Below are 20,947 nucleotides of genomic sequence, written 5' to 3'. Positions count from 1 at the left end.
TCAGGCGCCGATCAGCCGTGCGGCCAGGTAACCCTCCACCTTGTCCAGGGAGACGCGTTCCTGGCTCATGGTGTCGCGTTCGCGGATGGTGACGGCCTGGTCGTCCAGGGTCTCGAAGTCCACCGTGATGCAGAACGGCGTGCCGATCTCGTCCTGGCGGCGGTAGCGGCGGCCGATGGCGCCGGCGTCGTCGAACTCGATGTTCCAGTTCCTGCGCAGCTGGGCGGCGAGGTCCTTGGCCTTCGGGGACAGGTCCTCGTTGCGGCTCAGCGGCAGCACGGCCGCCTTGACCGGCGCCAGCCGCGGATCAAGCTTGAGCACGGTGCGGATGTCGACGCCGCCCTTGGCATTGGGTGCCTCGTCCTCGGTGTACGCGTCGATCATGAACGCCATGAAGGAGCGGGTCAGGCCGGCGGCGGGTTCGATCACGTACGGCGTGTAGCGCTCGTTGGTGGCCTGGTTGAAGTAGCTCAGGTCCGTGCCGGAGGCCTTGGCGTGGGTGGAGAGATCGAAATCGGTGCGGTTGGCGATGCCCTCGAGCTCGCCCCACTCCGAGCCCTGGAAGCCGAAGCGGTATTCGATGTCCGTGGTGCCCTTGGAGTAGTGGCTGAGCTTGTCCAGCGGGTGCTCGAAGAACCGCAGGTTCTCCTCGCGGATGCCCAGGCCGGTGTACCAGGACATGCGCTCCTTCATCCAGTACTCGTGCCACTGCTCATCCGTGCCGGGCTCCACGAAGAATTCCATTTCCATCTGCTCGAACTCGCGGGTGCGGAAGATGAAGTTGCCCGGTGTGATTTCGTTGCGGAACGACTTGCCGATCTGGCCGATGCCGAACGGCGGCTTCTTGCGGGAGGTGGTGAGCACGTTGCTGAAGTTGACGAAGATGCCCTGGGCCGTCTCGGGGCGCAGGTAGTGCAGGCCCTCTTCGCTGGCGACGGGGCCGAGGTAGGTCTTGAGCAGGCCGGAGAACTCGTGCGGCTCGGTCCATTCGCCGCGGGTGCCGCAGTTGGCGCAGGCGATGTCCTTGAGGCCGTTCTCGGCGGGGCGGCCCTTCTTTTCCTCGAATTCCTCCTCGAGGTGGTCCGCGCGGTAGCGCTTGTGGCAGGAGAGGCATTCAACCAGCGGGTCGGAGAACACATCGACGTGGCCGGACGCTTCCCAGACCTGGCGGGGCAGGATGACGGAGGAGTCCAGGCCCACCACGTCTTCGCGGCCGCGGACCACGGACTGCCACCACTGGCGCTTGATGTTTTCCTTGAGCTCGGCACCGAGGGGCCCGTAGTCCCAGGCAGAACGTGAGCCACCATAGATTTCACCGGCCTGGAATACGAAACCCCGGCGCTTGGCGAGGGAAATGATCTGGTCGAGGACGGTTTTTGCTGCCATGGGAACTCCACTTTCTACAGGGCCGCTGGGTGCGGTCCGCGGTCTCAGCCCCGGAACCCCGGCTGGTTGCCGGACGGGGCACTAAAACGCAAAACAAAACGCAAAACAAAAGAGCTGTGGTGCAAGGGATTGCGGTGCAGGAAGCTGCGCCTCCTAGCCTACCGGGCTGCCACCCGCTTCACGGCGACCGCTTCAGGCCACCCGCTTCACGGCTACCGCTTCAGGGCGCCCCGGGGCCAGGGCAGGGTGGCCAGGATGATCGCGGCGAGAGTCAGCACGGTTCCGAGCACCGTCGGAAGTGCCACCACGGTGCCGGGTGCCGGGAAGGCAAGGTCCAGGCCGAGCGAGCCCAGGAGCTGGCCGGAAATCATACCGAGTCCTGTCACCAGCACGCCTAGGCTGCGCACCAGCAGGGCGCCCACCCCGATGAAGACGCAGCCCATAGGGCCGCTGAGGTAGTACCACCACTCCCCCGGGAGCGGGTTGCCGGCGCCGGCGACCGCGAGTTTGACCAGCCAGGCGACCCAGAGCAGGACCGTGCCGGAGACGAAGTTCACCAGGGTGGCCGTGATGGGCGTGCCGTAGTGGACCGTCGCGGTGCCGTTCATCGCCTGCTGGAAGCTCATCAGGAAGCCGGCAAGTACCGGGAGCAGCACCGGAACCAGCAACTGGGCGGTCTCGGATTCGGCTCCGGAGAAGCGCGGCGACACGGCCCAGGCGACGGCCGCGATGGTCAGGATGCTGCCCAGCACCCGGATGCCGGTGATGGGCCTCTTTCCGGCAGGGCCGATCCCCATCCGATCCACCAGCAGCCCGCTGAGCGTCTGTCCGGTTACGGCTGCCACGGTGAAGAGGGCGACGCCCAGCAGGCCGACGGTGAAGGACTGCGTGAACACGAAGAACGCCCCGATGCAGCCGGCCAGTACGTAGTAGGGCGGGAACTCCCGGTTCCGGACGGCCGGCAGGACCCGCGCCAGGCCCGCCCGGCCCTTGGGCAGCGCCAGCGAGATGGCGATGATCAGGACCAGCCCCGTGGTGAAGCTGACCACGGCGGCGGCGATGCCGTCCGCCAGGGCCGCGCCGAGCGCGCCGTTGATCCGGCCCTGCACCGGAATAAGCAGACCGGCCGCCACCGCCAAGGGCAGGCCGGCGAGGCGAGGGAGGCGTGGTGCGTGGGTCATTGGTGACACCTTACGTCAGGCATTATTGCTTGTATGAGCAACCCGGAAATTGAAGACATCCCCATCCGCGACGACATGATCCGCCTCGGTCAGCTGCTGAAGCTCGCCAGTCTGGTGGAGGACGGCGTGGAGGCTGCGGAACTGATCAGGAGCGGACTCGTGAAGGTCAACGGTGAGATCGAGGACCGCCGCGGCCGCCAGCTCCACCACGGCGACACCGTGACCGTGAACGGACAGACCGTCCGGATCACCACCCCGGCCGGGGCTTAAGCGCCCGGCGCGTAGCCGCCGCGGGCGTCCCGGCGCGCCTGGGCGCGCTCCTGCGGGTCGCCGTCGGGCGCGCTACCTGCTCAGCACCTCGTGCGTGAGGAACTCGGAGACATGGCCGACCTCCTGCTGGTTGATGCCGTGCCACATCCCCGTGTAGAGCACCTTGGTCAGCTTGACATGCTGGCGCACCCAGCCCATGGTGAACTCGATCTTGTCCGGAGTAATCACCGGATCCTGCTGGTCGCGGCCCCAGAACATCGGCACGGTTCCGTCGAGTTCGGCGTCCCGGAAGCTCGGGTCCGAGTCGGCGTTGACCGCAAAACCGGACAGCCCGACGACGGCGGCAAAGTCCGCGGGCCGCTGCCGCAGCAGCGTGGTGGCCATCGCCATGCCCATGGAGAATCCCAGCAGCGTCACCGAGGAGTGGTTGGCCTTGACGGAGTCGATCCAGTCCAGCACATACCCCGACGCCGCCTTGACAGCGTCGAGCGAATAGTCGATGGAGGCGGTCAGCGGGAACCAGGTGAAGCCGGGGCCGGTGACAAGGGGAGCCCGCACCGAGGCCACCGTGAATTCTCCGGGAAGCATGTCCGCAAGGCTCAGCAGGTCCTGTTCGTTGGCCCCGTAGCCGTGCAGCAGGACCAGGAGCGGCTTGCCAGCGCGCTCCTCCTCGGGCTTGGACCACAGGACAACGGGGGCAGGAAAGGCATCAGCTTGAGTCATGGGTCCATTCTTGCAGTTCGCTCCTCCCGTTACCTGCCGGTAATAAGCTACGGTGGCGTAGCTTTGCAGGAACAGTGCAGGATATGAACGGAGCGAATCCGAAGCCATGGAGAATCCACCAGAACGCGCCTTGAGCCACCCCTGGACCCGGTACGTGGCCATGGGCGATTCCTTCACGGAAGGCATCGGCGATCCCGAACCGGCAAGCCCCGGCGGCCACCGCGGCTGGGCGGACCGCGTGGCAGAGGAACTGAGCCGCGGCCACGAAGACTTTGCCTATGCCAACCTCGCCGTGCGCGGCCGGCTCCTGCAGCAGATCGTTGACCAACAGCTGGCGCACTGCCTGTCCCTCAAACCGGACCTGGTGACCCTGTCTGCCGGCGGAAACGATCTGATCCGGCCCGGCGGCGACCCCGATGTGCTGGCTGAAAAGCTGGACTCGATAGTGCAGATCCTGAGCCTGGGCGGGGCCACGGTGGTCCTGTTCAACGGCCCGGACACCGGCTCCTCCGTGCTGGGCCGGATCCGCAGCAAGGTGGCCATCTACAACGAGAACCTCCGCACCATCGCCGCCCGGCACGATGCCGTCATCGCGGACATGTGGTCATTGCGGCAATTGAACGATCCCCGGATGTGGGACGCGGACCGCCTGCATTTTTCCCCGCTGGGCCACCACACCATCGCCGCCATGGTGCTGGATTCCCTGAACGTCCAGCACACGCTGGAGCCGCTCTCCCCCAAGCCGCTGCCCCAACGCAGCTGGCGGGAGGCCCGCTCGGGCGATCTCGTGTGGGCCCGGGAGTACTTCGTGCCGTGGGTGGTCCGCCGGCTGCGGCACCGCTCCTCCGGCGACGGCATCACGGCCAAGCGCCCCCTGCCCGGTCCCGTTTTCGGCCCGGGGGTACCGCTGGGCTCCGGCGAAGGCCCGCCGGGCGCGGAAGAGCCAGCGCGGTCCTGAGCCGGCCCGGACAGCTCCGGCGGGACGGATGGACGCCGACGACGTCGTGAGGCTGCGGCTCCGCGGGCAGCAGCTGCGCGAACCTTTCGCCGCAACGGTCGATGAGGCGGTGAGGAACCTCCTGGCTGTCCAGTCGCAGGAGTTCCCTTACGCGCGCTGGACGCTGGCCCAGCGCACCGCGGGCGCCTCGGCTGCCGACGTGGAACAGGCGGTGTCTGACGGCACGATCCTTCGCACCCATATCCTGCGGCCCACCTGGCACTTCGTGCACCGCGACGATCTGCGCTGGCTCCTGGCGCTCTCCGCACCCCGGCTGCACCAAGGGAACTCCGGGATGTACCGCCGGTCCGGGATCGACTCCGCCGACGGCGCGCGGAGCAACTGCGTCCTGGCGGCGGCGGTGGCCGGCGGCGCCCACAAGACCCGGGAGCAACTCGCGGCCGCACTCCTCACAGCGGGGTTCGCCGACGGCGGCCTCGGGCTGGCCTACCGGATCATGTTCGCCGAAGCCAGCGGCGTGCTGGTCAGCGGGGTGCCGGGGCGCAGCGCCGGCGGAGCGCTGAGACAGACGTATGCCCTCTTTGACGAACGCGTGCCCGCTGCACGGGCCGGACTGATGGACCGACCGCTGGCCCTGGCCGAGCTGGTCCGCCGCTACTTCACCAGCCGCGGCCCGGCGACGGAAAAGGACTGCGCCGACTGGTCCGGGCTCACGGTGGCGGACATCCGGGCCGGGCTGCGGCTCGCCCGGGAAGCAGCCCCGGGGTCGCTCGACCCGACAGTGATCGACGGCCTCGTCTTCTACGCCCGTCCGACGCCGGACGCCGGGGACGCCGGGGACGCCGGGGACGCCGGCGGCGGAGACTTCAGCGGGGCCGGCACGGGACAGGCTGGCACCCGACAGGCAGGGCGAATCGACCTGATCCAGTGCTACGACGAGTACGTCATGGGGTACTCGAGATCGCGCCATTTCCTGGGCGGCACCGCACCGTTCGCTCCCGTGGCCGGCCAGCCCATGCACCTCGTCCTGCGCGACGGCCGGCTCGCGGGGGTGTGGCGGCACAGCTTCGTCCGGGGCCGCTGCGAACTGGATATCCGTCTGCAGCCGGGCACCGGGGCCGACAGGGGGCAGTCGATCGAGGCTGCCGTGGCTGCCTACGCCGGCTTCCTCGGGATGCCGGCCGTCCGGCTCTAACCCCGGAGGCGATGGGGTTAAGCTGAAAGGACACCCTCTGAAAGGCGCGGTACCGTGAACAGTCTGTTCTTTTGGATCATCGTATTATCATTCCTGGTCCCGATGGCGATGCGCCTGTACAGGAAATCGGTGCGCGGCCGGAACCAGGACCAGTCCCGGCCCGGCGGATTTTCGGGACAGTTCGGCCAATTCCCCGGCGGGCAAAGCAAGCAACCTCGGGACGGCTACACACAGCAGGACTACTACGGCGGGTTCGGCCAGCTGGGCGCCCCGCAGCCGCCCGCGAACCAGCCGTACCCCGGTCAGCAGTTCCCGGGCCAGCAGGGCTACCAGGCGCCCGTCCCCTACGAGGACAGCCCCGAGTACCTGAACAATCCGCCGCAACCGCGGCCGGAACAGCAGGGTTCCGGACGGCAGGATAGCGCGCAGCAGCAGCCGTCGGGCCCTTCGGTTCCGCCGCCGCCGTCGGCCCCGCAGGGCTTCCGGGCGCGGAAGCTGGCGGAACTGGACCAGCGCTACAGCAACGGTGAGCTCGCCATGGAGGATTACATGGCCCAGCGTGCGGAGATCATGAAGGGCTAGCCCCACACGCCCTGCCAGGCACGTACGAAGAGAGGCCCCGCAGCTGCGGGGCCTCTCTTCGTACGTGCACCGGCGCCGGGCCGGCTGTGTCAGTCGACCTGCGGGAAACCGAGGTCGATCACCGAGGTGGACGGGTCCGGCCAGCGGGTGGTGACCACCTTGCCGCGGGTGTAGAAGCGGATGCTCTCGGGGCCGTACATGTGGGTGTCGCCGAAGAGCGAGCTCTTCCAGCCGCCGAAGGAGAAAGTTCCCACCGGCACCGGGATGGGCACGTTGACGCCCACCATGCCGGCCTCGACGTCGAACTCGAACTGCCGGGCGGCGCCGCCGTCGCGGGTGAAGATCGCCACACCGTTGCCGAACTCGTTGTCGTTGACGAGCTTAACCGCATCGGCGTACGTCTCGACCCGGACCACCGAGAGCACGGGGCCGAAGATCTCGTCGTCGTAGACCTTCATGCCGGGCTTGACGTTGTCGATCAGGCTGACGCCGATGAAGAAGCCCTTGGAGTCGAACTCCTGCGTGCGTCCGTCCACCACCACGGTGGCCCCTTCGTTGGCCGCGCCGGCCACGTAGGAGGCGACCTTGTCGCGGTGCTCGGCCGTGATGAGCGGTCCCATCTGCGAGGCAGGGTCCGTGCCGGGGCCGATCTTGAGCGTGGCCATCCGGGTGGTGATCGCCTCCACCAGCTCATCGGCGATGTTCCCGACGGCCACCAGCACGCTGACCGCCATGCAACGCTCGCCGGCGGAACCGTACGCGGCGGAGACGGCGGCGTCGGCGGCCATGCTCAGGTCCGCGTCGGGCAGGACCACCATGTGGTTCTTGGCGCCGCCCAGGGCCTGCACGCGCTTGCCGTGGTCCGCGGCACGCTTGTAGATGGACTGGGCGATCGGCGTCGAGCCGACAAAGCTGACGGCCTTGACGTCCGGGTGTTCCAGCAGGACATCCACGGCTTCCTTGTCCCCGTGCACCACGTTGAGCACACCGGCGGGCAGGCCGGCCTCGGCGAAGACCTGGGCGATGAAGAGGGCGGAGGACGGGTCCTTCTCGCTCGGCTTGAGCAGCACGGTGTTGCCGCAGGCCAGGGCGCTGCCGATCATCCAGAGTGGCACCATGGCGGGGAAATTGAACGGCGTGATGCAGGCAACGACGCCGACCGGCTGGCGCACCGAGTGGACGTCGACGCCGCCGGACACCTGTTCGGAGCGCTCGCCCTTGAGCATGTGGGACAGCCCGGTGGCGAATTCGATGTTCTCCAGGCCGCGGGTGATTTCGCCTTCGGCGTCGGAGAGAACCTTGCCATGTTCGCTGGTCAGCAGGGCCGCCAGCTCGGGACGGCGCTGCATCAGCAGTTCACGGACCTTGAAGAAGATGGTGGTGCGCTTGGCCAGGCTCGTGGCGCGCCAGCCCGGCAAGGCCGCGCGGGCAGCCTGGACGGCCTCCTCGACGCGGGCGGCGGACGCCAGAGCGACCTCTTTTTCCTGTTCGCCGGTGGCCGGGTTGAAGACGGGGCCGAAGCGGTCTGCGTCGGAAATGAGGGCGCCGTTGATGAAGTGCGGAATGCGTTCCATGGGGTGGGTCTCTTTCGTGTGGTGCGGGTTCGAAGCGTGCAGCTTGGTGCAGCGCAGCTTGGTGAAGTGCAGCTTGGTGCAGTGCAGCATGGCTAGTTGGCGGACTCGAGGGAGCCGTCGACGAGCTTGATGATCATTGAGCAGTCCTTGCCGGACTGGCCGGAATCGACGAGCCGCTGGAAGAGCTGCTGCACGTGCTCGCCGATTTCCAGCGGGGTGCCGGTGTCGCGCGCGGCGCTGATGGCGAGGCCGATGTCCTTGTTGGCCAGCTCGGTGGTGAAGGTGGGCGCGAAGTCGTTGTTGGAGGCCGCGGTGGGGACGACGCCGGCCACCGGGTACCAGGTCCGCAGGGCCCAGCTGTCGCCGGAGGACACGGAGGCGATGTCCCAGAACACCTGCTTGTCCAGGCCGAGCCGCTCGGCCAGCACGGCACCCTCGGCCGTCGAGGCCAGGTTGATGAAGAGCATCAGGTTGTTGCAGATCTTCGCGGCCTGGCCGGTGGTGGCGCCGCCGGTCGGGATGATGTTCGCCGCCATCGGTTGGATGTATTCGGTGGCCTCGGCCACGGCGCCGGCCTCGCCGCCGATCATGAAGGTCAGGGTTGCGGCCTTCGCGCCGCTCATCCCGCCGGAGACCGGGGCGTCGACGAAGCGGAAGCCGGCGGCGGCCGCGGCGTCGTGCAGGGCCTGGGCGGAGGCGATGTCGATGGTGGAGGAGTCCACGAGCAGTGTGCGGGTAGCCGCATGGGCCAGGACGCCGTCCTCGCCGAGGTAGACGGCGCGGGCGTGCTCGCCCTTGGGGAGCATCGTAAAGACGACGTCGGCGCCGTCGACGGCCTCGGCAATGCTGCCGGCGGGCTTGACGCCGCCGGCTTCGGCGGCGGCCACTGCCTCGGCGTTGAGGTCGAAGCCGCGGACGTCGTGCCCGGCTTTGGCCAGGTTCACCGACATGGACCCGCCCATGTTCCCCAGTCCGATCCAAGCGATTACTGCCATGGCATAAGCTCCTTTGCTTTGTGCTGCGTGCTTTGTGCTGCGTGGTCCGGCCTCGACGCCGGATGTTCCGTGTCCAGCATCACATCCTGTTACAGTGCAATCAAGGTAAAAAACTACAGATGGCATGTGCATGGATGCACATGGACGTGGGAGGAAGGTCATTGTGGACTTGAGACGGCTTCCGAGCCCGGATGACCTGCTGATCCTGTTGACCGTGGCCCGGCTGGGCCGGTTCAATGCGGTCGCCGAGACGCTGGGCACCACCCACACCACCATCTCGCGCCGGATCCTCGCATTGGACAAGCAGCTGGGCGGGCGCACCCTGGAACGGAGCCCACACGGCTGGGAGCTGACGGAACTCGGCAGCCAGGCGGTCGCCGCGGCCGAGGCTATCGAGGGCACCCTCGGCGCGCTGTCCAGCCGCATCACCCGGACCGGGGACCTGCTCTCCGGCCTGGTCCGGATCGCGACGCCGGACGGCTTCGGCGTCGGCTTCGTCGCACCGGCGCTCGTGCGGCTGCAGCAGGAACATCCGACGCTCAACGTGGAAATGCTCAGCGCCACGCGCAAGGTCAGCCAGAACCGCTCCGGGGTGGACCTCGAAGTGGTGGTGGGGAACCTGGACGTCAGCAACGCCCAGACCATCTTCCTCAGCAACTACTTCCTCCGGCTGTATGCGAGCCCGCAGTATGCGCAGGAGCGTGGCCTGCCCCTCACGCTCGACGACGTGAGGCAGCACGGCTTTGTCTCCTACGTGGAATCGGCACTGCAGGTCGCCGAACTCGGCCACCGCTCCACCCAGCTTCCCGTGCCCCGGTCCAGCTTCCAGGCCACCAGCATCTTCGCCCAGCTCGAGGCCGTGCGCCGGGGCGGCGGGATCGGGCTGCTGCCCAATTTCCTGGTGGTCGGGAATCCCGACTTCCTGCCGGTGCTGCCGGACGACTTCCAGCGGCAACTCCCCATCTGGGCCGTGGCGCGCTCGGAATCGCTGCGCTCGGCCCCCGTGCAGGCCGTGCTCGAAGCGATCCGCACCGAGGTCGCCGCCCGCCAGGACGTTCTGGCAGGCTGAGGCGTTCTGGCAGGCTGAGGCGTCCTCGCCAGCTGAGCACAGCACGCACAGAACAACAGCCTCTGTCCCCGCAGTGCGGGGACAGGGGCTGTTGGTTGAGCCTGCTTTTTGCCTGTTACTCCTTGCCTGTTACTTTTTGCCTGTTACTTTTTGCCTGCGGCAAGCAGGTCGGCCGTGCCCTGGGCGTCGGCGGCGTCGACGTCGTGCAGCGAGATGCCGCGGGTTTCCTTCAGGAAGAAGACCGCGACTGCCGTGATGGCGCAGGCGATCAGCAGGTAGATGGCCACCGGGGTGGAGGAGCCGAAGGCGCTCAGCAGCGCGACGGCGATGATCGGGGCCAGCGAGCCGGCGACGATCGACGTGACCTGGTAGCCCAGCGAGACACCGGAGTAGCGCATCCGGGTCGGGAACATCTCGGCCATGATGGCTGGCTGGCCGGCGTACATCAGCGAGTGGAACAGCAGGCCGATGGTGATCGCGGCGAGGATGACGAGGTCGTTCCCGGTGTCCATCATCGGGAAGGCGAAGAAGCCCCAGGTCGCACCGAGGACAGCGCCGGCCATATAGACGGGCTTGCGGCCGAACTGGTCCGAAAGCTTGCCGACCATCGGTACGGCACAAAAGTGCACGAAGTGCGCAACGAGCAACAGCAGCAGGATCCGCGAAGTGTCCGTGTGGACGACCGTCTTGAGGTAGGTGATGGAGAACGTGACCACGAGGTAGTACAGGATGTTCTCCGCGAAACGCAGTCCCATGGCGGTGAAGACGCCCCGCGGGTAGCGGCGGAAAACCTCGGCGACACCGAACCCCTTGTGGCCGGACTCGACCTCTTTGCGGGCTTCCAGGAAGATGGGGGCATCACTGACCCTGGTACGGATGTAGTAGCCGATGACGACGATCACGGCGGAGAGCCAGAACGCTATCCGCCAGCCCCAGCCGAGGAAGTCAGCGGAGGACAGGGTGGAGGACAGGGTGAACAGCACACCGGTGGCGAGCAAGTTGCCCATCGGAACCGCCGACTGCGGCCAGCTGGCCCAGAAGCCGCGGGACTTGCTGGGGCTGTGCTCGGCAACCAGCAGGACGGCGCCGCCCCATTCACCACCGACGGCGAAGCCCTGAACGAAGCGCAGGAAGACCAGCAGGGCCGGGGCCCAGTAGCCGATCTGTGCAAAGCCCGGCAGGCAGCCCATCGCGAAGGTGGAGGCACCGACCAGGATGATGCTGAGCTGGAGGAGCTGCTTGCGGCCGAACTTGTCGCCGAAGTGGCCGAAGACGATCCCGCCGATGGGGCGGGCAATGAAGCCGACCGCGTAGGTGAGGAAAGCGGCGAGGATGCCGTCCAGTTCGGTCCCCGAGTTGGGGAAGAACATCTTGCCGAAGACCAGGGTGGCGGCGGACGCGTAGAGGAAGAACTCGTACCACTCCACCACGGTGCCGGCCATGGAGGCGGCAACGACCTTCTTCAGGCCGGACGTTTTGACGTCGGGCTCTTCTGCGCGCCTCGCGGCCGCGTTTTCCGTACTCATCGTGACTCCTTCGGTGTCTCCGTCGACACCCTATGGACCATTGGGCAGAGGACGCCTGTGATTTGTGACACGCGGCATCATTCCCAATGAGTATGGTCGCTCCCGGCCCCGGCCTCAACGGCCATTAGTGCAGAGCGCATCTGCAAAAATGCACAATCGGCGGCCGTTTCGGCCGAGGCGATGGCGGTTTAAGGCCATTGACGGGCGGCGGGCAGGGTCAGCTGAAGAAACCTTCCCTGAGCTGGCCGCTGAGCTGCCCGATCTCGGTCAGGAAGCCGTCGTGGCCGATCGGCGCCTCGATCAGCTGCACCTCCACCTCGCCGGGCAGCGCCTCGGCGAGCACCCGGGACTGCGCCGGGAAATACAACCGGTCCGAGTCCACGGCCGCCACCAGGAACTCGGCCGTGGCCGGCGCCAGGGCCTCCTCGAGCGCCCCGCGGCCGCGGCTGATGTCGTGGCTCATGAGGGCCTCGGTGATGGCGATGTAGCTGTTCGCGTCGAAGCGCCGGACCAGCTTGTTGCCCTGGTGGTCGAGGTAGCTCTCCACCTGGTAGCGGCCGCGGCCCGCCAGGGAGCCGGCTTCCAGCGGAGCCTCGGACGCCTGGGGATTCCGGCCGAAGCGTCCGTCCAGTTCGGCGGCGGAGCGGTACGTGATGTGCGCGATCCGGCGCGCCAGGGCCAGGCCCGCTTCCGGTCCCGGGCCGCCGTAGTAGTCCCCGCCCTTGAAACTCGGATCCTGGCGGATGGCGAGCGTCTGGGCCTGGGCAAAGGCGATCTGCTCAGCAGTGCTGCTGGCCCCGATGGAAATCACGGCACAGCGCCGGACCCGCTCCGGGAAGGTCACGGCCCACTCGAGGGCGCGCGCCCCGCCGAGGGATCCGCCGAGCACGGCATACCAGCTGCGGATGCCCAGGGCGTCGGCCAGCCGGGCTTCGGCGGCGGTGGTGTCCCGCAGGGTGACCAGCGGAAAGCGGGAGCCCCAGGGCCGGCCGTCAGGAGCCGGCGTCGAGGGTCCGGTGGAGCCGTAGCAGCCACCGAGGATGTTTATGGAGACAACAAAGAACCTGTCGGTGTCCACGGGGGCGCCGGGCCCGGCGAGCTGCTCCCACCAGCCGGGCTCCTCGCCGGCACCGCGGGTGACGTGGGTGTCCCCGGTGAGGGCATGCTCGATCAGCACCGCATTGGAGCGGTCCGCGTTGAGGGTCCCCCACGTTTCATAGGCGAGGGTGACATCGGGCAGCCGGGCGCCGGATTCGAGTTCCAGGCCGCCGATCCGGAGGTACCGGACGGTCCCGTCGGGCACGGTATCGGGCACTGCGCCGGGCACTGCGCCAGGCACTGTTTCGGGCACCGCGACGGCCGGGCCGGTGGCTGGCATATGGGCGGTTTTGCTTCCGGGTACACCCGTGCGGGTGACGGCAATCGTCATGTGAGGACCTAACTTCGCGCTTGCCCGCCGTCGGCAGACCGGCAGGCCAGGTCTTCACCCGGGGCACCCCGCCGCAAAAGGAGGGTTGCCGGCCAGCAAGCCGGGGCTGTCACTGGCACTCATGACCTGCCACTAGCTTACGAAACGAGGCGCCGTTGTGGCGAAGATTATGACGGCTATGTGACTCGAGGCCGTGGTTCCCGGCACCCCTGCGCGGCAGGGGTGCCGGGAACCGGCGGACTCAGACGCCCTTGGCCGCGCGGAAGCCGGCGTCGAGGTCCGCGATGATGTCGTCAATGTGTTCCAGACCCACCGAAAGCCGTACGAGTCCAGGATTGACGCCGGCAATTGTCTGCTGTTCCGGCGACAGCTGGCTGTGGGTGGTCGACGCCGGGTGGATGACCAGCGAGCGCACGTCGCCGATGTTCGCGACGTGCGAGTGCAGTTCGAGGGCGTCGACGAAGCGCTTGCCGGCCTCCGCTCCCCCGGCGATGTTGAACGCCACGACGGCGCCCGTCCCCTTGGGGCCGTACTTGCGGCCGCGCTCGTACCAGGGGCTGGACGGCAGCCCCGCATAGGCGACCGATTCGACGTCGTCCCTGGCCTCGAGCCATTCGGCCACCTTGGTGGCGTTGGCGACGTGGCGCTCGACGCGCAGGCTCAGGGTCTCGATCCCCTGGGCGATGAGGAAGGCGTTGAACGGCGACACGGCGGAGCCGAGGTCGCGCAGGAGCTGGACGCGGGCCTTGAGGATGTAGGAGAGATTCGCGCCGAGGGCGCCGTCCTTGCCGAGGTCCCGGGCGTAGACGAGTCCGTTATACGTGGGGTCCGGCGTGTTGAAGCCGGGGAACCGCTCCGGGTCCTTCCCGAAGTCGAAGTTGCCGGAGTCCACGATCACGCCGGCGATTGCGGCGCCGTGGCCGCCGAGGTACTTGGTGGCGGAGTGCACCACGATGTCAGCGCCCCACTCGATCGGCCGGATCAGGTACGGCGTGGAGAGGGTGTTGTCCACGATCAGCGGGACACCGGCCTCGTGGGCTACCTTCGAGACGCCCTCGATGTCCAGGACGTCCTGGCGGGGGTTGGAGACCACTTCGCCGAAGAACAGCTTGGTGTTGGGCCGGACGGCGTCGCGCCACTGCTCCAGGTTGTCCGGATCCTCCACGAAGGTCACGGAGATGCCGAACTTCTTCAGCGTGTGGGCCAGCAGGTTGTAGGTTCCGCCGTACAGGCTGGGGCTGGCCACCACATGGTCGCCGGCCTCGGCGACGTTCAGGATCGCGAAGGTCTCCGCGGCCTGGCCGGAGCTCAGCAGCAGGGCCGCGAGGCCGCCCTCAAGGCTGGCCACCCGCTGTTCCACGGCATCCTGGGTGGGATTGCCGATCCGGGTGTAGATGGGGGCGAGTTCGGCAAGCGCGAAGCGGTTGGCGGCGCTTTCGGCGCTGGGGAACACGAACGACGTCGTCTGGTAGATGGGCAGGGAACGCGCGCCGGTGGCGCTGTCCGGTTCCTGGCCGGCGTGGATCTGGCGGGTTTCGAAGGACCAGGCATTGGACATCGGAATACTCCTCAAGGACCGGGCACAGCCCACCCCACAGGCCATCGGCCCGGGGGCGGTGCAGGCGCCGCGCTTGCCCTCCGGCGGGCGCCGGACGGCCAGGTCTTCACCCGGGGCACCCCACCGCGATACGAGGGTTGCCGGCCAGCAAGCCGGGGCTATGCGCTGGCACTCATGACCTGGCTTCAGTGTAGGAACGCTCCCCGGGCCTTGGATAGCTTTGTGACAAAGATGAAGCCCGCCCTCCGGCACCCCGGGTCCGCGGGCGGAGTCCTGCCGTGACGGGCGCAACGATGGCGCCCGCACCACCACAGAATGACATCCCATCTCGCTTAGGATGCCCTAAGCTGAGAGCTCCATCACAAAGTGCCAAGATGATGGCATGCGCATGGATCACGTTTCTTACGCCTGTGAACGAGATGGTTTGGCAGCCACCACCGACCGTATTGCGTCTGCCCTCGGCGTCGAAGCCGTAAAGGGCGGAGTACACCCCCGTTTCGGGACCCGCAACATGATTATCCCGCTCGCGGGACACAAGTACCTGGAAGTCGTCGAGGTCCTGAACCACCCGGCTTCGGACAAGGCTCCCTTCGGCCAGGCCGTACGCGCCCGCTCCGAAGCGGGCGGCGGCTGGATGGGCTGGTGCGTCGAGGTTGACGACCTGGCACCGTTCGAAGAGCGGCTCGGCCGCGCTGCCGTCAACGGCAACCGGAAGTTCCCCGACGGCCGCGAGCTGGTCTGGAAGCAGATCGGCATCCTGGGACTCATCGCCGACCCCCAGGTCCCGTACATGCTCAAGTGGGAGGGCGATCCGGAGCTGCACCCCTCCAACGCCTACCCGAGCGACGTCAAGATGACGTCCCTGACCATCGCCGGCTCGGCAGACCGCGTCACGGAATGGCTGGGTGAACAGGTGGAGAAGCCGCTGGAAGATGTCGCCGTCAACTGGCTTGCCCCGCATGGCACGCCCGGCATCCTCTCCGTCACCTTCGAAACCGCTTCCGGAGCCGTCACCATCTGAGGCCTTCACTGCCCTAACACTTCGGCCGCCATCAGCGGGTGCCAATGACGTCACCCATTGATGGCGGCCGAGATCGTTTAACGGCCGGCGGGGCGGCCGGGTAGCCGGCCCGGCCCGGGCCGGCTCAGCCCAGACCGATGGCCTTGCCGAAGAGGCTGAACCCGACGAACGCCACGATGTCCAGCAGCGCGTGGGCAATGACGAGCGGCATCACCCGGCGGGTCCGGGTGTAGATCAGCGCGAAGATCACGCCCATGACCGCATTGCCGATGAACGGCCCGAAGCCCTGGTACAGGTGGTAGCTGCCGCGCAGCATGGAGCTGGCAAAGATTGCCACGGGCATGCTCCAGCCGAACTTGCCCAGCCGGTCCAGCAGGTAGCCCACCACAATGACCTCCTCCACGATCCCGTGCCGGACCGCGGAGAGGATCAGCACCGGCACCGTCCACCAGTAGGAGTCCAGCGCACTGGGGATGATCGCCGTCGTGATCCCCAGCGCCCGGCCTCCGGCGTACAGGCCCAGCGAGGGAATCCCGATCAGCGCGGCCAGGCCCAGCCCCTGCAGCAGGTCCTTGCCGGGCCGGGCGAAATTGAAGCCCAGCTTGCCGAAGGCGGTGGCGCCGTGGCTGCTGCTTCCGGGCAGGCTGCTGCTTCCGGACAGGCTGCTGCTTCCGGAAAGGCTGCTGCTTCCGGAAAGGCTGCTGCCTCCGGGCAGGCCGGCCCGGTGCTCGGTCAGGAAGTAGATCACCAGGGCCACCGGCACCAGCGCGAAGATGATGTCCAGCAGCTGGTAGGTGAGGTCGAAGTACTCGCGGCTGCTTTGCGAGCGGTTCAGCGTGGAGGTCCCCTGCGCCAGCGGCGCCCTGGTTATCTTGTCCAGCAGCTGCACCACTGAATACACGGCCGACTGCCCCAGTGACAGGCCCAGGGCAATCAACACTTCTATCCGCAGCCGACGGCGGGAGGGAACCAACATGTTCCTATCTTGCCTGCAGTTGCTGGCAGTTGCCTGCTTCCGGGCTCTGGCGGATCCGCCGGGCTGCAGGGCCCTATGCTTGGGATTTATGAGTGCGCCCGGGAAAATCATCATGATCCGGCACGGCCAGTCTGCCGCCAACGCCGACACCTCCATTTACAACCGGGTGCCTGACTACCGGATTCCGCTGACGGGGCTGGGCCTCGAGCAGGCCCGGGCCGCCGGCGAGCAGGTCCGGCGCCTGCTCGATGGCCGCCACGTCTGCGTCTATGTCTCCCCGTATCTAAGGGCGTACCAGACCCTCGAGGCACTGAACCTGGGTCCGCTGACGGAACGGGTCATCGAGGAGCCGCGGCTGCGCGAGCAGGACTGGGCGAACTTCCAGATCGCCGGCGAAATCGAGGACCAGAAGGAGCTCCGGAACGCCTACGGCCACTTCTTCTACCGTTTCCGGGAGGGCGAGTCCGGCTCCGATGTGTACGACAGGATCTCCTCGTTCATGGAGACGCTGTACCGGCACTGGTCCAAGCCGAGTTATGCCCCGAACGCCCTGTTCGTGACACACGGGCTCACGATGCGGCTGTTCTGCATGCGCTGGTTCCATTGGTCCGTGGAGTACTTCGAGTCCTTGAACAACCCGGACAACGCCGAGGTCCGGACGCTACTGCGGACCGACCGCGGCAAGTATGAACTGGACAAGCCCTTCAGCCAGTGGGTGGACCGGCGCGTGGACGAGACCGTCCTGGACGCCCCGCCGATGTTCTTCTGACCGGTGGCATCTTCACGTGAAGATGTCGGCCACGTACCTGCCGTGGGTGCGTTCCACCTCATCCATCCACGCATCGGCGTCCGCCGCCGAGGCCCCGGTCGCCTCCCGGTAGATGAGCGCACATGTGTCGCGGACCTCCGGCGCCATGTGCTTGCCGTCGCCGCAGACGTAGACCGTGGCGCCCTGTTTGACCAGCTCGACCACATCGGCCCGGTCCGCCCAGAGCCGGTGCTGGACGTACTTCCGGCCATCGTCGGGAGCAGTGGAAAAGACCGGCCGGACCTGGGGGCAGCGTTCAGGAATCTTGCAGGAGTTCTTCGACGGCCACCGGCGCTGTCTCGGGGGTCGAGGACCACTGCGCGGAAAAGTAGCGCTAAGCATCAAAATGACCAAGTTGGAGCGGCTTTCCCTTCCTCTGTCGTGACCGGTGGAAAGCTTGCCTCATGGATCCGGCGATGCAGAATCCCCGCTCCGCGCATGACGGATTCCGCGCCCCTTCCGGTAGTGGAAAGTTGGCGGCGGCCCAGTGACGAGCCCGTCTGCTCCATGGAGCGCTTCGAGAAGCCTCATCAGCATTCTGTGGCCGCAGCCGGTCAGCGTATTCGTAGATCCGGCCAGCTCACCGATTGGGAAATGCCAGGGTTTCTCACCGGATTTCCCTGCATCCGTCGGCGTGTGAGATGCACACGGAATTGATGACCTCATCGAGGCTGCCGTTCAACCCTGATCGTCGGCGTCAGCCGTAACAACCATCTCGGCCTGGGCTCAACCGCCATCCGTCATTAACCGGTCCGATTGGGTGCGGGAATTGAATCGGCATCCAACGGCAGGAGGTGTCATGGCGGCGGAGTCCACTCGCCGTGGCACGCCGGATAGCGGTGCGAAAACCTGCCACTTACCCGGACGTCGGATGAATCCGGCTCTCTAATATTTTGCCTCCCGCGAACGCCCCAAGTGGGCCTGCGGCGACGTAGCATCAAGGAGGGGGTAGCCGGGAGTGTGGCGAAATGTTTGAGCGATTTACGGACCGTGCCCGTCGCGTGGTTGTGCTTGCCCAGGAAGAGGCACGCATGCTGAACCACGGTTACATCGGTACCGAACACATCCTCTTGGGACTGATCCATGAGGGTGAAGGTGTTGCCGCCAAGGCTCTTGAGTCCCTTGGCATTTCGCTCGAGGGCGTGCGTGAGCAGGTGCAGGAGATCATCGGCCCGGGCCAGCAGTCCCCGTCCGGCCATATCCCCTTTACTCCGCGCGCCAAGAAGGTGCTGGAGCTTTCGCTGCGCGAGGCCCTGCAGCTGGGACACAACTACATCGGAACCGAGCACATCCTGCTCGGCCTCATCCGTGAGGGTGAAGGTGTTGCCGCCCAGGTGCTGGTCAAGCTCGGTGCGGATCCGAGCCGGGTCCGCCAGCAGGTCATCCAGCTCATCTCGGGTTACCAGGGCAAGGAAAGCACCGGCGTTGGCCCGAGCCAGGACCAGGCTGAAGCGACTCCCTCCGGTTCCGTGGTCCTGGACCAGTTCGGCCGCAACCTGACCCAGGCTGCGCGCGAGAACAAGCTTGACCCCGTGATCGGGCGCGAGCAGGAAATGGAACGCGTCATGCAGGTCCTGTCCCGCCGCACCAAGAACAACCCTGTCCTGATCGGTGAACCGGGCGTCGGCAAGACCGCCGTCGTCGAAGGCCTCGCCCAGGCGATTGTCCGCGGCGATGTCCCGGAGACTCTCAAGGACAAGCAGCTGTACACCCTGGACCTGGGCTCCGTGGTGGCAGGCTCCCGCTACCGCGGTGACTTCGAAGAGCGGCTGAAGAAGGTCCTCAAGGAGATCCGCACCCGCGGCGACATTCTGTTGTTCATTGACGAGATCCACACCCTGGTGGGTGCCGGTGCGGCCGAGGGTGCCATCGATGCGGCGTCGATCCTGAAGCCATTGCTGGCCCGCGGCGAGCTCCAGACCATCGGTGCGACGACGCTGGATGACTACCGCAAGCACATCGAGAAGGATGCCGCCCTGGAACGCCGCTTCCAGCCGATCCAGGTCAAGGAACCATCTGTCGCCGACGCGATCGAGATCCTCAAGGGCCTCCGCGACCGGTACGAGGCACACCACCGGGTCACCATCACCGACGGCGCGCTGGTCGCCGCGGCGACCCTCTCGGAGCGTTACATCTCGGACCGGTTCCTGCCGGACAAGGCGATCGACCTGATCGATGAGGCCGGCGCCCGGCTGCGCATCCGCCGGATGACGGCCCCGCCGGAGCTTAAGGCTATTGCCGAAAGAATCATTGCCGTCAGGAAGGCCAAAGACGCCGCGATCGACGCCTCCGACTACGAGGGTGCCGCGTCACTGCGCGATGAGGAGCAGAAGCTCGCCGCCGAGCGTAAGGAGAAGGAACGCCAGTGGAAGAACGGCGGCATGGACGACATCTCCGAAGTCGATGAGGACCTCATCGCCGAGGTGCTGGCGAATGCCACCGGCATTCCGGTGTTCAAGCTGACCGAGGAAGAGTCCTCGCGCCTGCTGAAGATGGAAGAGGAGCTGCATCAGCGTGTGGTGGGCCAGGATGAGGCGATTAAGTCGGTTTCGCGGGCTATCCGCCGGACCCGTGCGGGTCTGAAGGATCCGAAGCGTCCGGGCGGTTCGTTCATCTTCGCCGGTCCCACCGGCGTCGGCAAGACCGAGCTCGCCAAGGTCCTCGCCGAGTTCCTGTTCGGCGAAGAAGACGCACTGATCACCCTGGACATGTCCGAGTACTCGGAGAAGCACACGGTCTCGCGTCTCTTCGGTGCCCCTCCGGGCTACGTGGGCTACGACGAGGGCGGACAGCTGACCGAGAAGGTCCGCCGTCGTCCGTTCTCCGTGGTGCTCTTCGACGAGGTGGAGAAGGCACACGCCGATCTCTTCAACTCGCTGCTGCAGATCCTGGAAGACGGCCGCCTGACCGACAGCCATGGCCGGGTGGTGGACTTCAAGAACACCGTGATCATCATGACCACCAACCTCGGCACCCGGGACATCTCCAAGAGCGTTGCCACCGGCTTCCAGTCCGGCACGGACACGCAGACCGGCTACAACCGGATGCGCGCCCGCGTCACGGAGGAGCTCAAGCAGCACTTCCGCCCCGAGTTCCTGAACCGTGTTGACGACGTCATTGTCTTCCCGCAGCTGACCCAGGACGAGATCATCGAGATCGTGAACCTGATGATCGGCCGGCTGGAGAAGCGCCTGGCGGACAAGGACATGGGCATCGAGCTCACCCCCGCGGCCAAGGTGCTCCTGGCAACCCGCGGCTACGATCCGGCGATGGGTGCCCGGCCGCTGCGCCGCACCATCCAGCGTGAGATCGAGGACCAGCTCTCCGAGAAGATCCTCTTCGGCGAGCTGCACGCCGGCGACATCGTGGTGGTGGATGTGGACGGCGAAGGCGACGACGCCAAGTTCACCTTCGCCGGCAACGCCAAGCCGCGCATCCCGGACGCCCTGCCGCTCCCGGGTTGAGGACGAAGCGGCGGCGCCCGCGTCGAAGGGGGACCTGCAGCCGCACCTCGCAGCTGCCGGGAAGGCGAAGTAGGGGTGGCTTGTGAAAAAGTGAAATATCCGAGCTAAGGTCTTGCCGGGCGTCGTAGTTGCCTGTATTTGCGGGGATGCTCCTATAGGCGTCAAATCCTGATTTGGTGAGCATGGCAGTCTGCTAAAAGGACTTGTGGGCCGGGTTTGGCTCACAAATGCA

The 20,947-nt window shown here is 66.8% G+C and carries 18 protein-coding genes and 2 riboswitches; of the genes, 8 read left to right on the top strand and 10 right to left on the bottom strand.

Features of this window, described 5'->3' with window-relative positions; all coding sequences use genetic code 11:
- Complete coding sequence (locus tag ACQCSU_RS18400) at positions 1-1,386, bottom strand: glycine--tRNA ligase (protein ID WP_426976676.1); 1,386 nt, start codon at positions 1,384-1,386, stop codon at positions 1-3.
- Positions 1,387-1,598: 212 nt separating this feature from the next.
- Complete coding sequence (locus ACQCSU_RS18395) at positions 1,599-2,567, bottom strand: DMT family transporter (protein WP_426976675.1); 969 nt, start codon at positions 2,565-2,567, stop codon at positions 1,599-1,601.
- Between the two features lie 33 nt (positions 2,568-2,600).
- On the opposite strand from ACQCSU_RS18395, the gene ACQCSU_RS18390 reads away from it, so the two are divergent.
- Positions 2,601-2,837: an RNA-binding S4 domain-containing protein gene (locus ACQCSU_RS18390; RefSeq protein ID WP_426976674.1), complete on the top strand. Its 237-nt coding sequence runs from the start codon at positions 2,601-2,603 to the stop codon at positions 2,835-2,837.
- Between the two features lie 72 nt (positions 2,838-2,909).
- Here the strand turns inward: ACQCSU_RS18390 and ACQCSU_RS18385 are convergent, their stop codons facing one another.
- Positions 2,910-3,560 (bottom strand): alpha/beta hydrolase, encoded by a 651-nt coding sequence (locus ACQCSU_RS18385; RefSeq protein ID WP_426976673.1) that lies wholly within the window; start codon positions 3,558-3,560, stop codon positions 2,910-2,912.
- Between the two features lie 106 nt (positions 3,561-3,666).
- On the opposite strand from ACQCSU_RS18385, the gene ACQCSU_RS18380 reads away from it, so the two are divergent.
- The 3 genes from ACQCSU_RS18380 to ACQCSU_RS18370 are packed head-to-tail and all read left to right on the top strand — an operon-like array spanning position 3,667 to position 6,295.
- Entirely contained in the window at positions 3,667-4,518 is an 852-nt protein-coding gene (locus tag ACQCSU_RS18380) for an SGNH/GDSL hydrolase family protein (RefSeq protein WP_426976672.1), read from the top strand.
- Positions 4,519-4,546: 28 nt separating this feature from the next.
- Positions 4,547-5,713, top strand: coding sequence for a winged helix DNA-binding domain-containing protein (locus tag ACQCSU_RS18375; protein WP_426976671.1), 1,167 nt, complete (start codon positions 4,547-4,549; stop codon positions 5,711-5,713).
- 54 nt (positions 5,714-5,767) lie between these two features.
- Positions 5,768-6,295, top strand: coding sequence for a hypothetical protein (locus ACQCSU_RS18370; protein ID WP_426976670.1), 528 nt, complete (start codon positions 5,768-5,770; stop codon positions 6,293-6,295).
- 89 nt (positions 6,296-6,384) lie between these two features.
- On the opposite strand, the gene ACQCSU_RS18365 is transcribed toward ACQCSU_RS18370, so the two are convergent.
- On the bottom strand, positions 6,385-7,869 hold the full coding sequence (locus ACQCSU_RS18365) for a CoA-acylating methylmalonate-semialdehyde dehydrogenase (protein WP_426979846.1): 1,485 nt from the start codon (positions 7,867-7,869) through the stop codon (positions 6,385-6,387).
- A 92-nt stretch (positions 7,870-7,961) separates the two neighbouring features.
- A complete protein-coding gene (gene mmsB, locus ACQCSU_RS18360; RefSeq protein WP_426976669.1) occupies positions 7,962-8,864 on the bottom strand; it encodes a 3-hydroxyisobutyrate dehydrogenase in 903 nt (300 codons plus the stop codon).
- A gap of 169 nt (positions 8,865-9,033) precedes the next feature.
- Between mmsB and ACQCSU_RS18355 the strand changes: the two genes are divergently transcribed.
- Positions 9,034-9,933 carry a LysR family transcriptional regulator gene (locus ACQCSU_RS18355; RefSeq protein WP_426979845.1) on the top strand — a complete coding sequence of 300 codons (900 nt, stop codon included), beginning with the start codon at positions 9,034-9,036 and terminating at the stop codon, positions 9,931-9,933.
- A 143-nt stretch (positions 9,934-10,076) separates the two neighbouring features.
- On the opposite strand, the gene ACQCSU_RS18350 is transcribed toward ACQCSU_RS18355, so the two are convergent.
- The 3 genes from ACQCSU_RS18350 to ACQCSU_RS18340 all read right to left on the bottom strand — a co-directional run bounded on the left by ACQCSU_RS18350 (position 10,077) and on the right by ACQCSU_RS18340 (position 14,446).
- Positions 10,077-11,459 carry an MFS transporter gene (locus tag ACQCSU_RS18350; RefSeq protein WP_426976668.1) on the bottom strand — a complete coding sequence of 461 codons (1,383 nt, stop codon included), beginning with the start codon at positions 11,457-11,459 and terminating at the stop codon, positions 10,077-10,079.
- A gap of 217 nt (positions 11,460-11,676) precedes the next feature.
- Positions 11,677-12,888, bottom strand: coding sequence for a homoserine O-acetyltransferase MetX (gene metX / locus ACQCSU_RS18345; RefSeq protein ID WP_426976667.1), 1,212 nt, complete (start codon positions 12,886-12,888; stop codon positions 11,677-11,679).
- A gap of 11 nt (positions 12,889-12,899) precedes the next feature.
- A riboswitch (SAM riboswitch) is annotated at positions 12,900-13,015 on the bottom strand.
- A 114-nt stretch (positions 13,016-13,129) separates the two neighbouring features.
- Positions 13,130-14,446: a bifunctional o-acetylhomoserine/o-acetylserine sulfhydrylase gene (locus ACQCSU_RS18340; protein ID WP_426976666.1), complete on the bottom strand. Its 1,317-nt coding sequence runs from the start codon at positions 14,444-14,446 to the stop codon at positions 13,130-13,132.
- A gap of 64 nt (positions 14,447-14,510) precedes the next feature.
- A riboswitch (SAM riboswitch) is annotated at positions 14,511-14,626 on the bottom strand.
- Positions 14,627-14,828: 202 nt separating this feature from the next.
- Here ACQCSU_RS18340 and ACQCSU_RS18335 point away from each other — a divergent pair.
- Positions 14,829-15,467, top strand: coding sequence for a VOC family protein (locus ACQCSU_RS18335; protein ID WP_426976665.1), 639 nt, complete (start codon positions 14,829-14,831; stop codon positions 15,465-15,467).
- Between the two features lie 124 nt (positions 15,468-15,591).
- Here ACQCSU_RS18335 and ACQCSU_RS18330 read toward each other — a convergent pair whose 3' ends face one another.
- On the bottom strand, positions 15,592-16,443 hold the full coding sequence (locus ACQCSU_RS18330) for a CPBP family intramembrane glutamic endopeptidase (RefSeq protein ID WP_426976664.1): 852 nt from the start codon (positions 16,441-16,443) through the stop codon (positions 15,592-15,594).
- Positions 16,444-16,531: 88 nt separating this feature from the next.
- Here ACQCSU_RS18330 and ACQCSU_RS18325 point away from each other — a divergent pair, with 88 nt between their 5' ends.
- The gene (locus tag ACQCSU_RS18325) at positions 16,532-17,212 is read left to right on the top strand and encodes a histidine phosphatase family protein (RefSeq protein WP_426976663.1); all 681 of its coding nucleotides are present in this window, start codon (positions 16,532-16,534) and stop codon (positions 17,210-17,212) included.
- Positions 17,213-17,224: 12 nt separating this feature from the next.
- Here ACQCSU_RS18325 and ACQCSU_RS18320 read toward each other — a convergent pair whose 3' ends face one another.
- A complete protein-coding gene (locus ACQCSU_RS18320) occupies positions 17,225-17,593 on the bottom strand; it encodes a hypothetical protein (RefSeq protein WP_426976662.1) in 369 nt (122 codons plus the stop codon).
- A gap of 626 nt (positions 17,594-18,219) precedes the next feature.
- Between ACQCSU_RS18320 and ACQCSU_RS18315 the strand changes: the two genes are divergently transcribed.
- On the top strand, positions 18,220-20,715 hold the full coding sequence (locus tag ACQCSU_RS18315; RefSeq protein WP_426976661.1) for an ATP-dependent Clp protease ATP-binding subunit: 2,496 nt from the start codon (positions 18,220-18,222) through the stop codon (positions 20,713-20,715).
- Positions 20,716-20,947: the final 232 nt, after the last annotated feature.

This window comes from Pseudarthrobacter sp. O4, from assembly GCF_050157025.1.
Classification (GTDB): domain Bacteria; phylum Actinomycetota; class Actinomycetes; order Actinomycetales; family Micrococcaceae; genus Arthrobacter.
This window is presented reverse-complemented; position numbering and strand designations above follow the sequence as displayed.

What these genes read in the sequence shown, in the direction of transcription:
- ACQCSU_RS18395 (WP_426976675.1), bottom strand. Translation starts at nt 2,567, where the DNA reads ATGACCCACGCACCACGCCTCCCTCGCCTCGCCGGCCTGCCCTTGGCG.
- ACQCSU_RS18315 (WP_426976661.1), top strand. Translation starts at nt 18,220, where the DNA reads ATGTTTGAGCGATTTACGGACCGTGCCCGTCGCGTGGTTGTGCTTGCC.
- mmsB (WP_426976669.1), bottom strand. Translation starts at nt 8,864, where the DNA reads ATGGCAGTAATCGCTTGGATCGGACTGGGGAACATGGGCGGGTCCATG.
- ACQCSU_RS18335 (WP_426976665.1), top strand. Translation starts at nt 14,829, where the DNA reads ATGCGCATGGATCACGTTTCTTACGCCTGTGAACGAGATGGTTTGGCA.
- ACQCSU_RS18340 (WP_426976666.1), bottom strand. Translation starts at nt 14,446, where the DNA reads ATGTCCAATGCCTGGTCCTTCGAAACCCGCCAGATCCACGCCGGCCAG.
- metX (WP_426976667.1), bottom strand. Translation starts at nt 12,888, where the DNA reads ATGACGATTGCCGTCACCCGCACGGGTGTACCCGGAAGCAAAACCGCC.
- ACQCSU_RS18350 (WP_426976668.1), bottom strand. Translation starts at nt 11,459, where the DNA reads ATGAGTACGGAAAACGCGGCCGCGAGGCGCGCAGAAGAGCCCGACGTC.
- ACQCSU_RS18365 (WP_426979846.1), bottom strand. Translation starts at nt 7,869, where the DNA reads ATGGAACGCATTCCGCACTTCATCAACGGCGCCCTCATTTCCGACGCA.
- ACQCSU_RS18400 (WP_426976676.1), bottom strand. Translation starts at nt 1,386, where the DNA reads ATGGCAGCAAAAACCGTCCTCGACCAGATCATTTCCCTCGCCAAGCGC.
- ACQCSU_RS18320 (WP_426976662.1), bottom strand. Translation starts at nt 17,593, where the DNA reads ATGCTTAGCGCTACTTTTCCGCGCAGTGGTCCTCGACCCCCGAGACAG.
- ACQCSU_RS18375 (WP_426976671.1), top strand. Translation starts at nt 4,547, where the DNA reads ATGGACGCCGACGACGTCGTGAGGCTGCGGCTCCGCGGGCAGCAGCTG.
- ACQCSU_RS18325 (WP_426976663.1), top strand. Translation starts at nt 16,532, where the DNA reads ATGAGTGCGCCCGGGAAAATCATCATGATCCGGCACGGCCAGTCTGCC.
- ACQCSU_RS18330 (WP_426976664.1), bottom strand. Translation starts at nt 16,443, where the DNA reads ATGTTGGTTCCCTCCCGCCGTCGGCTGCGGATAGAAGTGTTGATTGCC.
- ACQCSU_RS18390 (WP_426976674.1), top strand. Translation starts at nt 2,601, where the DNA reads ATGAGCAACCCGGAAATTGAAGACATCCCCATCCGCGACGACATGATC.
- ACQCSU_RS18385 (WP_426976673.1), bottom strand. Translation starts at nt 3,560, where the DNA reads ATGACTCAAGCTGATGCCTTTCCTGCCCCCGTTGTCCTGTGGTCCAAG.
- ACQCSU_RS18380 (WP_426976672.1), top strand. Translation starts at nt 3,667, where the DNA reads ATGGAGAATCCACCAGAACGCGCCTTGAGCCACCCCTGGACCCGGTAC.